14 protein-coding genes are annotated in these 11,921 nt (G+C 26.4%); 2 read left to right on the forward strand and 12 right to left on the reverse strand.

All coding sequences use genetic code 4. The features are described from left to right. Positions 1-92 precede the first annotated feature (92 nt). From AAHM99_RS02550 to AAHM99_RS02575, 6 genes are all read right to left on the reverse strand, one after another. Positions 93-1,508 (reverse strand): NADP-dependent glyceraldehyde-3-phosphate dehydrogenase, encoded by a 1,416-nt coding sequence (locus tag AAHM99_RS02550; RefSeq protein WP_342275200.1) that lies wholly within the window; start codon positions 1,506-1,508, stop codon positions 93-95. A gap of 18 nt (positions 1,509-1,526) precedes the next feature. Continuing rightward, positions 1,527-2,261: a TrmH family RNA methyltransferase gene (locus AAHM99_RS02555; RefSeq protein WP_342275201.1), complete on the reverse strand. Its 735-nt coding sequence runs from the start codon at positions 2,259-2,261 to the stop codon at positions 1,527-1,529. A gap of 3 nt (positions 2,262-2,264) precedes the next feature. Continuing rightward, positions 2,265-3,389 (reverse strand): hypothetical protein, encoded by a 1,125-nt coding sequence (locus tag AAHM99_RS02560; protein ID WP_342275202.1) that lies wholly within the window; start codon positions 3,387-3,389, stop codon positions 2,265-2,267. Between the two features lie 30 nt (positions 3,390-3,419). Beyond that, complete coding sequence (locus AAHM99_RS02565) at positions 3,420-3,923, reverse strand: dUTP diphosphatase (protein WP_342275203.1); 504 nt, start codon at positions 3,921-3,923, stop codon at positions 3,420-3,422. A 69-nt stretch (positions 3,924-3,992) separates the two neighbouring features. Then, positions 3,993-5,273 carry a glucose-6-phosphate isomerase gene (locus AAHM99_RS02570; RefSeq protein WP_342275204.1) on the reverse strand — a complete coding sequence of 427 codons (1,281 nt, stop codon included), beginning with the start codon at positions 5,271-5,273 and terminating at the stop codon, positions 3,993-3,995. A gap of 22 nt (positions 5,274-5,295) precedes the next feature. Then, positions 5,296-5,622, reverse strand: a complete 327-nt coding sequence (locus AAHM99_RS02575) for a S1 RNA-binding domain-containing protein (protein WP_342275205.1) — start codon at positions 5,620-5,622, stop codon at positions 5,296-5,298. An 88-nt stretch (positions 5,623-5,710) separates the two neighbouring features. Between AAHM99_RS02575 and AAHM99_RS02580 the strand changes: the two genes are divergently transcribed. Continuing rightward, positions 5,711-5,950 (forward strand): NifU family protein, encoded by a 240-nt coding sequence (locus tag AAHM99_RS02580; RefSeq protein WP_053946452.1) that lies wholly within the window; start codon positions 5,711-5,713, stop codon positions 5,948-5,950. Positions 5,951-5,973: 23 nt separating this feature from the next. After that, the gene (locus tag AAHM99_RS02585; protein WP_342275206.1) at positions 5,974-6,429 is read left to right on the forward strand and encodes a hypothetical protein; all 456 of its coding nucleotides are present in this window, start codon (positions 5,974-5,976) and stop codon (positions 6,427-6,429) included. A 60-nt stretch (positions 6,430-6,489) separates the two neighbouring features. Here the strand turns inward: AAHM99_RS02585 and AAHM99_RS02590 are convergent, their stop codons facing one another. Genes AAHM99_RS02590 through sufC form a run of 6 tightly spaced genes read right to left on the reverse strand, consistent with a single transcriptional unit; the run spans position 6,490 to position 11,870 of the window. Then, positions 6,490-7,248, reverse strand: coding sequence for a hypothetical protein (locus AAHM99_RS02590; RefSeq protein WP_342275207.1), 759 nt, complete (start codon positions 7,246-7,248; stop codon positions 6,490-6,492). Between the two features lie 28 nt (positions 7,249-7,276). Then, the gene (sufB, locus tag AAHM99_RS02595; RefSeq protein WP_342275208.1) at positions 7,277-8,689 is read right to left on the reverse strand and encodes a Fe-S cluster assembly protein SufB; all 1,413 of its coding nucleotides are present in this window, start codon (positions 8,687-8,689) and stop codon (positions 7,277-7,279) included. Between the two features lie 3 nt (positions 8,690-8,692). Beyond that, positions 8,693-9,127, reverse strand: a complete 435-nt coding sequence (locus AAHM99_RS02600; protein ID WP_342275209.1) for an iron-sulfur cluster assembly scaffold protein — start codon at positions 9,125-9,127, stop codon at positions 8,693-8,695. Positions 9,128-9,142: 15 nt separating this feature from the next. After that, entirely contained in the window at positions 9,143-10,357 is a 1,215-nt protein-coding gene (locus AAHM99_RS02605; RefSeq protein ID WP_342275210.1) for an aminotransferase class V-fold PLP-dependent enzyme, read from the reverse strand. Continuing rightward, on the reverse strand, positions 10,357-11,127 hold the full coding sequence (locus AAHM99_RS02610) for a SufB/SufD family protein (RefSeq protein ID WP_342275211.1): 771 nt from the start codon (positions 11,125-11,127) through the stop codon (positions 10,357-10,359). The genes AAHM99_RS02605 and AAHM99_RS02610 overlap by 1 nt, the downstream gene beginning before the upstream one ends. Continuing rightward, positions 11,127-11,870 (reverse strand): Fe-S cluster assembly ATPase SufC, encoded by a 744-nt coding sequence (gene sufC / locus AAHM99_RS02615; RefSeq protein WP_342275212.1) that lies wholly within the window; start codon positions 11,868-11,870, stop codon positions 11,127-11,129. Before sufC ends, AAHM99_RS02610 begins: the two co-directional genes overlap by 1 nt. Positions 11,871-11,921 lie beyond the last annotated feature (51 nt).

Consider the following 11,921-nt stretch of genomic DNA (forward strand, 5'->3'; position numbering starts at 1 on the left):
TTCCAACATAATTTTTGCGCTTTTATTTTATTTCTAGTCGTGGCATTAGAAATAAAAAAAGAACAGTAGATGTTCTTTTCATTAATTAAATATTAATAGTTAATAACTAATCCCATGTATCTTGTCATACTCAACAATGATTCTCTAATCCCTTGAACTCCTTCACCAGAATCTTTAATTCCTAAAAAAGGAAAACTATCTGGTCCTCTTTGAGGTCTTGAATTAATATTAACTGTTCCTGTTTTTATTTTTTTTGAAGTACTAATAGCTTTTGAAATATCTTGACAGAAGATACTTGCTTGTAAACCAAATTGTGAGTTATTTGAAACCTCAATCATTTCTTCAATTGAATCAATTCTTATGATTGGTAGAACTGGTCCAAAAGGTTCTTCTCAAGCAACTTTCATATCTAATGAAACTTTATCTATTAATGTGGGTCACATAAGATTTTTAGTTCTTTTATCTCCTGTAATTATTTTTGCCCCTTTTTGTTTTGCATCATCAATTAGTGTTTGAATAAAATCTGCTGATTTTTCATCAATTACAGGTGTAATAAAGGCATTGTCTTTTGGCATACCAACACTTAGTGATTCTAATTTATTTTTTAATAGTGGAACTAACTTATCTGCAATTTTATTGCTTACTAAAACTCTTTTTACTGCAGTACATCTTTGACCAGAGTAACCAAAAGCTCCATTAATTATTTCCTCACAATATTTATCAAGTTGTAAATCATCTAAAACTAAAGCTGGATCTTTTCCACCCAATTCTAAAACTAAATCAGTTGTGCTACCATTTTTTCTAATTTGATTTCCTACACCAACACTTCCAGTAAAAGAAATCATATCAATTTCAGGATTTGAAGTTATGATATCTCCAATTTCTCTTCCTCGTCCTGTAACAATATTAAAAATACCTTTTGGTAAATTAGCTTCAATAACTAATTTAGATAAAAATGTTCCTACTAAACTTCCTGCTGTTGCTGGTTTAAAAACAACAGTATTTCCCATTACTAAAGCTGGAATTATTTTGGCAAGTGCTAAATTAAAAGGATAGTTAAAAGGTGAAATAGCTAAAACTACTCCTTTTGCAACCCTTGAAAATATTCCTAGTTTATTTTGTGCACCCATACCTTCACCTGTAAAAGCTGAAGGTTCTATTCTTTTTGCTTCTTCAAAAGTATAATCAATAATTTCAATTGTTCTAACAACTTCTGCTAATGATTCTTTTAAGTTTTTTGCAATTTCTTCAGATATTATCTTAGAAATTTCTTGCTTGTTTTGGTCAATTAAATCTCTAAATTTCTTTAAAACACTTATTCTTTCTAATAATTTTGTCTCTTCTCAATTTTTTTGTGATTTTCTTGCCACTGAAAATGCTTCGTTTATGTCTTTAGCATTCAAAGCACTTACTTTACCTGCAACCTTTAAAGTTGCAGGATTCATTATTTCTAATCATTGTCCATTATCAATTAATTTATTATTAATCAATGCATTGTATTGTCTCATTTAATTATCTTTCCTTTTCTAAAGTGAATAAATAATATTCATTAATATTGAACCTGCAACACCTACATTTAAACTTTCAAGTTCTTTATTAGTCTTAATTATTATATTCTTATCAATCTTTTGAGAAATTTCTTTTGAAATTCCCTGGCCCTCATTACCAAGAATTAAAGCTACTCTTTTATTCTTCAAATTTTCTAGTAAGTCACTTTTTTGCTTTAATAAAGTTCCTAAAACTATTATATTCTTTTGCTTTAAATTATCTATAAAATTATTTAAATCTTCATTTAAAAGATTTAAATCAAAGTGATTTGATTGAGTTGCTCTTAAGACTTTAGGGTGATAAAAACTTACACAATCATTTGAACAAATAATATTTTTAAAGTCAAAAGCAAAAGCACTTCTGATTAAAGTTCCTAAATTTCCTGGATCTTGTATACCATCAATAATAAGATAATTACCATCTAACTCTTGTTTTTTTTCAATACGACAAATTGCATAAATTCCTTGACTAGTTTTTAAATCACTTAATTTTTTTGAAACATTATCTGAAATTTCAACAACATTTTCAAAATTTTTATAATTATCAAACAGTTTACTTTCAACCAACAGTAGTTCAACTACCTCTTTTTGAATAGCTAAATCGACCATTTTGATGCCTTCAATGATGTATTTTTTTTGTTCTTTTTGAACTTTAGTTTCTTTATAAGATAAGACTTCCTCAATTAAAGAATTATTTACAGATGTTATCTTCATTTTTTATTCACTAAAAGCAAAACCAATTTGATATAATTTATTTTCTGGTTTTACATAGTCCTTTCCTTTATAACTTGGATTATCAACTGGATAACCATAAACTAATGAGGCTCGTCGTGGTGGTTGTAATAATTTGGCTTGAATTGTTGCAATTGGAGCAATCGCTTCGCCCTTTCTTCTTTTATCTTTATTTTCTTCCATTAAATCTTCAATATCTTTAACTTTTTCTTGTTTTACTAAAATTCAAACTTTATTCTCTTTATATCACTTAACAATTTTTTTATATTCATCATAAGTAAATTGCTTTGGTTCACTACCAGAATAAAAACGATTAGTGTCTTTATTTCAATCAATTACATGATCTCTTCACATTATTCAACCAGTTTTTCCCTTTGTCATCATAGTTTCAGTTTGTTCCAAAGTTTCATTAAAGTCATGAAAACCATAACCAGTAAAAGCATTTCCAGTTCAAACATTCATATAATTATTTGATTTTGGATCTCATAATTCTTCAAAATTTGTTGCAGCTACTCAATAACGTTTATCAGAAGAATTTCGATAGATTTCAAAACCATATTTACTGTTTTTTAAAACAACTTCCTTTGAAGTAACTTTAATAACTTTTGCTTTAAATTTATTTAATATTAACTGTATTTCATTTTCAGTTAATTTCAATCTAACTTCACCACGAGACATTTTTATTCTTGCTTTTGTTTCATTTAATTGGTTATAAGATGTCATTCTTTTATGTGCAAAAGAGTTAAGAATATTCAAATCTGATTTGGGGTCGTGAAAGACAAAATCATGAGTAAGTAATTCTTCATCTAATTCACTTGTTTTAGTGATTTCATTTTCTCTTTTTAATTTTGAAATAATGCTTGAAGCACTCTTCTTATTATCTTCTAACCCTTCAATGATAGTTTCGCTTTCCACTTTTACTTTTTTTGGTCTTTCTGATTCAAAAGTAAGTTCTTGTGTTGGATCTTTACTAACTATTTTTTTCTCTTCAATATTAATAGTTTCATAATTATCATCAATTGATTCAGTTTTTGTTAAAGAAGGCATTTTTGGGTCATGTGGATCTAAAGGCTGATAATTATATATATTTTTAAAATCTTTATTTGACATTATTAATCCCCCTTCTTTTTTTCATTAAAACTAATAACCAGTATCTTGTCTATTAAAATTTATCTCATTTTTTTTGTTATAAATATTAATAATTTCATCAGTTGTAATTTGTAAAATGTACATAACTGATAAGAACTCATCTAATAGGTCACTATAAGATTCACTATTAAATTTTTCTTCAAATATTAAAGCTTTTCTATAAACATTAATACTTCATGAATCAACATCATCAGCATTTATAATTTTATTATTAAATTTTAAAAAGTCAAAATTTATATCAATTCCTAAACTTATAATAAAATGTACACAATCAATTAATTCTTCTAATATTATTGACCTTTCACTTGCTGGCTTATTTGATCAGTATTTAAAGGCTCTATATTCATTAATAAATTCTGATACCTCAACAAGAAAAGCAATTATTTTCTTTTTAATTATTTTTTTATCTACTACAATTTTTTTTGTATCAATTATATATTTATCCAAGATTATTTGTTTCTCTTTTAAATAAATTAAATTTTCTTTTGTTAGCATTTTTTTCACTCCTATATAATGTAATTTTAGTTTAAAAAAATGATAGTAGCCTATCATTTTTTTATTTTTTTAAAATCCTGGTTTTTTTAGCAATTTAAACATATTTGCTTTATAGACTTCAACTCCTGGTTGATTAAAAGGATTAATACCTAATAAATATCCGCTCATTGCACATGCTTTCATAAATCAATAAGCTGCATAGCCAAACATTTCAGCATCCATCTTATCAAATTCTAATACAATATTTGGAACTTCTCCAGTATTTGCATGGGCATCAATAACACCTTCAAGTGCTATCTTATTAATTTCATGAAATGATTTAGTTGTTAAATAGTTTAAACCATCTAAATCGTCACTATTCTTTGGAACTTTTAAATCAAAATTAGGTTTCTTAACATCTATTATTGTTTCAAATAATATGTTTTTTGTACCCTCTTGAATAAATTGTCCTAATGAATGTAAATCAGTTGAAAAAATACAACTTGTAGGAAATAAACCTTTGCCTTCTTTACCTTCTGATTCTCCAAATAATTGTTTTCATCATTCTGTAAATGTTTGCATTTGAAGTTCATAACCTACTAAAGTTTCGGCTTTATAACCTTTTTCAATATGCAAAATGTATCTTGCTATTGCATACTTATAAGCATCATTATTAATGTTTTTTGTATCTTCCATAGCTTTTTTAGCTCCCTTAAAGATTTCATCAACATTAACTCCTGCTACTAATAAAGGAAAAATTCCTACTGGTGTAAATACTGAAAATCTTCCACCGATATCATCTGGAATTGTAAATGTTTCATAGTCTTCAGCTGTTGCAAGTTCTTTTAAAGCTCCCTTGGCTTTATCAGTTACTGCTACAATTCTTTCTTTTGCAATTTGTTTTCCTTTTAGATCAACTAAAAGTTTTTCAAATACTCTAAACGCTATTCCAGGTTCTGTTGTAGTTCCTGATTTTGATATATTTACAATACCAAATTCTTTACCTTTAATATATTCAACTACTTGTTGAGTATATGTAGAAGATATAGTATTTCCTATATAGATTAATTCTACTTTATCTTTTGTGTATAAACCTCTGATCATTTCATCGGCTGCACGTGCTCCTAAATAACTTCCTCCAATTCCTACAACTAGAAGAATGTCAATTTTATTTCTAAGCTCTTGTGCTACTTTTTTCATTTTTTTTAATTCATCTTTATCAAAGTCAACTGGTCAGTTATTTCACCCTAAAAAATCATTACCTAAACCAGTTTTATTTTCAATCATATCATGTACTTCTTTAATTTTTGCTTCCCTAAATTTATTAATTTCGCTTTTAATTTTTGAGTCTTTAAAACTTACTTTTATCATATTGCTAATACTCTCCTTATGACTACTTTGATTCTACGCTATTTTTTAAATTATCAAAACCACTTTTTGTCTCTGGTATTTTGGTTTCTGATGACTTTAATAAATGCGGTCTATTTGCTTTGTAACTCAATTTAACTTGTTTTTTGTCTTCTAAATACTCAATAACTTCAACTTCATATGATTCATTTATCATTAAGAATTCGTCAATATTTTTAACAAAAAAATCCGATATTTCAGAAATATGAATTAGTCCTTTAACTAATTCATCGTCATCGTGAATTTCACAAAAAGCACCGTAGTTAACAATTGCTGTAATCTTTGCTTCTACTTTTTGTCCTTTATTCAACATACTCTTGCTCTCCTTACAAAATAATTATAAACTTAAATTGTGATAGAAATAATTATTTTGAAAAAAATTTTTAAAAGTAGGTGATTTTTTGGAAAAAAATAATTTAGAAGAGAAAGTAAAGGCTACACTTGAGCAATTAAGAATGTATATTACACAAGATGGTGGAGATATGGAATTTGTTGCAATAAAAGATAGGCTTGTTTATATCCGCCTTAAGGGTAATTGTGTTGGGTGTGGACTTACTGAATTAACTTTTAAAGAAGGTGTTGAGGGAGTTTTAATTGAAGAATTCCCCTATGATATTGATGGTGTAGAACTTGTAATGTAAATTGGAACTAGGAGACTAATTTAATGATTTTTTTAACATATGAAACAGAGATAATAAATACTATTTTAACTGCAATTTCAACAATAACTGTATTTACAGCCTCTCTACTGATACCTTTTTTAGTAAAGAAATATAATGATAAGAAACAAAAATTTGATGCAGCTGAGAGAGCATTATTAGATGCCTTTAATAAATACTTCTCAGATGAATATTCAAAAAATGATTTTGAATGATATCTAGCAGAAATAAGAGCTGTTTTAAAGCGTTATGAAGTAAATTCAGTTTTATGTACAAATTGTAAGAAAAAATGTAACTCAAAAAAATATATGGCATGATTTGAAACAGTAGATAAAACAATTCCTGAAATTAATAATTTTTCTTTTAAAACTGGAAAAATGAGTTTTAAAATTGAATTGACTGCCCTATTTTGCTATAAATGTACTAATAAAAAAGTAACAAAAAAAGCACTAAATACATAAGGTATTTAAATAATTGATATATTTAAAGATAAAAAAACGTTGGTTCAACCAACGTTTTTTTTAACTAATCTTTTTCTTTGCTTCATTTTCCATCAAATTCTTTTGAATTGCAGAATAATTAAGATTTGACATCTTATTGAAGAATACTGAGATAAAAACAGTTCCAAAGATACCACATAATGTACCTGTTATAAATAAAGGATATCCCACAATTGTTGGATCAATTTGTGGATATGGAATTAACGGTAATGTTTCATTTGTTTCAATCTCTAATTTTAATAGCATAATCATTCTTAAAATAATATAAAAAGAGTAAATAGTTATAAAGATTAAATTAAATCAACAATATTTTTTGATAAATACTTTATCTTCTACTTTTTCATTTTGATAAATAAAATAGAAAGTTAAAACCATAATTGGAGTTATAAAGTGCTCAATTATTGATTTACTTTTTCCATATCAAGTATCAAAACCAATTATGTCTCCTTTTTGAACTATAAATGTAACATTAAATAGTATAAAAATTAAGACATTTAAGGTTGTGATTGAAGTATGAATATTTTTGCCAACCATTCATTTAGCCATATTTTTACTATGTAAATGAATTCAATTTATTAAACCAAATATTGAAGTTAAAGCTGCAACTCAAACTGAAAAATAAATTGATTGTTCTATAATAGCAACATTAAAATCTCTTTTGTTTGGATCATATAGAATTCCACAAATGAGATCTAATAAAAGTGCAAAAGCTAAAGCTAAAGTACACCATACATAAAAAAAATAGTTAAACCATTTTTTAATCTTATCTTTTTTAAACATAGACCTACTATCTCCTTACTAAGCTTTTTTAACCTACAGAACCTTCCATGTCCATTTTTATAAGTTGATTTAGTTCAACTGCATATTCTAGAGGTAATTCTTTTGTAAATGGTTCTAAGAACCCCATAACAATTATTTCCAAAGCTTCTTGCTCATCAAGTCCTCTACTCATTAAATAGAATAACTGTTCTTCACTAACTTTTGAAACAGTTGCCTCATGTTCAATTTGAGATTGATTGTTATGAACTTTATTTTGAGGAATTGTATCTGAATGTGATTGATTATCTAAAATTAATGTATCACATTCAACTCTTGCTTTTGAATTTATAGCTTCTGGACCAATATATGCAAGCCCTCTATAATTTGCAGTTCCCCCTTGGAAAGTAATTGATTTTGAGATTATTTTTGATTTAGTTTCTTTACCTAAATGAATCATTTTACTTCCTGCGTCTTGATAAACACCCTTTTTAGCAACAGCAATTGAGATAGTATCTCCTTGTGCTCTGTCACCTTTTAAAATACATGATGGATATTTCATATTAACTTTTGAGCCAATATTTCCATCAATTCATTCCATTCTTCCATCTTCTTCAACAATACTTCTTTTTGTAACTAAGTTTAAAACATTATCACTTCAGTTTTGAACTGTTGTATATCTTACACTTGATCTTTTTCCAACAAATATTTCAACAATAGCAGCATGTAAATTATTTTCTGAATAAACTGGTGCAGTACATCCTTCAATATAATGTAATTGTGCGTCATCTTCTACAATAATTAAAGTTCTTTCAAATTGCCCTGAAGATTGATAATTTATTCTGAAATAAGCTTGTAAAGGTTTTTCTAATTTAACTCCTTTTGGGATATAAATAAAAGTTCCCCCTGATCAAACAGCTGCATTTAAAGAAGCATATTTATTATCATCATTTTTAACTAATTGACCAAAATACTTTTTAAAGATTTCAGGATATTTTCTTAAAGCTGTATCACAGTCAGTAAAAAGAACTCCTTGTTTTACTAATTCTTCATTCATTCTTTCATAAACTGGACGTGCATCTCATTGTGCATTAATTCCTGCTAAAAAGTTTTTCTCTGCTTCTGGAATTCCAAGACGATCAAAAGTTCTTTTGATATTATCTGGAATATCATCTCAAGACCTTACAGTTTTACCTGCTCCTTCAGTATAATAATAATAATCATTAAAATCGATTCAATTTAAATCTGGACCAAAACTTGGTTGAGTTTTTTTCTCAAAAACCTTTAAACTTTCTAGTCTGTAATCAAGCATTCATTGTGGTTCATTTTTATGTTTTGATATTTCTCTTACAACAGTTTCATTTAAACCTTTTTGAACTTTATATGTTGAAACTTCACCTTCATTAAACCCATACTTATAATCAGATATTTGTTTAATTTCTTCTTCTTGTTTTAATTTTTTCATATCCTACACCTCCTTATTTACAATTCACTTCAAACCATCAGCTCCTAAAAGAGCACAATTAATTCTATTTCCTTGCTTATTAATTTCTCAAAAAGCAATTAATTCATCTAATATTTCTTCATCATAATCATTGCCAGCTATCATATTAAAGTAATTAAAAAGCTGTTTTTGAGCTTCTTGACGAGTCAAATTTATTAATTTTAAGCATAATATGTCAGTTGAAGCAGTTGATATTGCACAAGCATTACCATCAAATCTTGCATCTACAATTTTTTCACCTTCTATTAGTAATTGAACATTAATTTCATCTGCACAAGTTGGTGAATCTTGAAATTTAATAATTGATTTTTCATTTTCAATAAGGCCTTTAAAATCTGGTTGCGTATAGTGCTCCATAATTATTTGCCTTAATTGAATCTTATCATTTTTATCAAACATTACATAATCACTCCTTTATAAAATCTCATTAATTCAATTATCACAATCTTTTAAAGCTTCAATAAATTTATCAATATCTTCTTTAGTATTATAAATTGAAAAACTAGCTCTAATAGTTGAACTTACTTTAAAAAGTTCATTTGCCAATCTTGAGCAATGCTTTCCAACTCTTACAGAGATATTATATTTTTTATTTAAAAAGGATCCAAAGTCTTGTGAGTTTACATTTTTCATATTAAATAGCACAATTGGTTGATCATTTTCTAGATTGTAGAATTCAAATTTCTTATGATCGATATCTTTAACTTTAGCTCTAAAATATTTTTTTAATTCTTCTTCATAAGCAATCATTTTTTCAAGTTTTAACTCTTCTAATATATCTAAACAAACATTAAAAGCATAAATAGCTGACAAGTTAAGAGTTCCTGCTTCAAATTTATCAGGAATTGGTGCTAATTTATAAGTATTTGTACTAATACTTACATTATTACCCCCACCATAAAAAATAGGTTTTAAAAACTCTAAAATTTCTTTTCTCGCTCATAAGATACCTAACCCAAAAGGACCATAAATCTTATGTGTTGAAAAAGCAATGCAATCAACATCTAATTGTTTAATATTAATTTTATTTTGTTTGATTGATTGTGCTAAATCTAAAATGATTATAATTTTCTTATTAAGTTTTCTAATTTCTTTAACTATGGCAACAACATCATTTAAACCCGCAGTTGTATTTGAGTTCATTGCAAAAGAAATAATTTTAGTTTTAGTAGTTATTTTATTTTTAAGTTTTGAGATGTCAATTAAAAACTTTTCATCCAAATCTAAATAATCTATTTTTAAACTTTCTTCTTGTGCTAATACCATTCAAGGCAATAAATTTGATGAATGCTCCAACTTAGTTAATAAAATCTCATCATTTTTTTTAAGATAATTTCTCATACCAAAAGCTAATTGATTTAATGAATGCGTAGTTCCACTTGTAAAAATAATTTCATTTTTATCATCAATACCAATAAACTTTGCTATTTTAGACCTAGTTTCACTAACCATTTGATTTGCTTTATAAGCATTATCAAATAGATTATTGTGCGTATTTGCTCCAATATTTAAATCATAGTCGCTTTGAGCTTTTATAACTTTATCAAATTTAATTGCTGTTGCAGCTGAATCGAAATAAATTTCCTTACTATTATTTTTAAAATATGAAAAATTATCTTTAAAATTCATTAAATCATTCCCTTTAGTTGTTCTTTTAAGTATTTTAGTAACTTTTCGTCTTCAATTTCTTGAAATATTGGTTCAAAATACCCATTTATGATTAATTCTTGTGCTTGAGTTTCATTTAAACCTCTTGAAAGCAAGTAAAATACTTGATCAGGGTCAAGCATACCAATTGCATTAGCATGACTTGCCACAATATCATTTTCATCAATTAGTAAAACTGGGTCAGAATCTGCTTTTGCCTTTTTATCTAGAACCAATAATCTTAATTCCTGATGTGCTTCTGCTTGATTTGAACCCTTTTTAATATCACTAATACATCTAATAAAGCCTTTTGATGTATCTTTTAGCACTTCATAGGTTCTAATATTTGAATATGAGTTTCTAGCTTTATGTACTGAGTTTATAATTGAGTTTTTCTTAAAATTTTTATTTATTATTGTGGCATTATAAAATTCCACTGCTGTATTTTCTTCATTTAAGTTAATAGTAAAATTATCATTACAATCATAATTTGCAATATTTGATATTTTTAAATTTAATGAAGAGTTTTTACTTAAATTAAAATTTATATTAAAGTCCTTTTGACTTACCTCATTTGAAGGTAAAAATAAGACAATAATATTTATTTCAACATTTTCTTTGATATTTAAATCAATTGTTCCAAATTTATTCTCTAATAATATAATTTTACTTTCATTATCTTCAAAGTTAAAACTTTTAGGTAGTTTGTTTCTAAAATCTATATATGATTCATTTAATTTTAAATTAGTCATTATTTAGATAATTCCTTTACTCATGTATAACCTTCTGTATTAATTCTTTCAACAATTTCTTTACCCCCACTTGTTATTATTTTTCCTTCAATAATAACGTGAGCATGAGTTGGTTTTACCTTTTTAAAGAATCTATCATAGTGAGAAACGATTACCATGGCGTTTCTTGATAAATCAACTTGATTTAAGTTTTTTGAAACAACTTCTAAAGCATCGACATCTAATCCTGAATCAATTTCATCAATTAGGCTAAAAATTGGATTTAGCATTTTTAATTGTAAAATTTCATTTTTCTTTTTCTCTCCACCACTAAAACCATCATTAACAAATCTTTTTAACATATTTAAATCAAAGTCTAATTCCTTTGCTCCTTGTTTAATATCTTTAAAGATTTCTTGTAATTTTTTCTTTTCATCACTGTGAGCGTTTACTATATATTTTAAAAACTCTAAGTTTGAAACTCCTGGAATTGTTTGTGGGTTTTGCATTGCCAAAAATAAACCAGTTTTGCTTCTTTCATTAACATCCATCTCTAAAATTGATTCACCATCAACTAAAATATCTCCTGATATGATTTCATACTTTGGATGACCCATAATTGCCATTAATAAAGTTGATTTACCATTACCATTTGGTCCCATTAAAGCATGAATTTCTCCTGATTTAACTGTTAAATTAATTCCCTTTAATATTTCTTTGTCCTCTATATTTACATATAGATCTTTAATTTCTAATTTATGCATTTCTAAGCTCCTTGCTCTATTATTATAGTTATTATTATAGTAAAAGTTAAG

Source organism: Spiroplasma endosymbiont of Cantharis lateralis (assembly GCF_964030855.1).
Classification (GTDB): Bacteria; Bacillota_I; Bacilli_A; order Mycoplasmatales; family Mycoplasmataceae; genus Spiroplasma_A.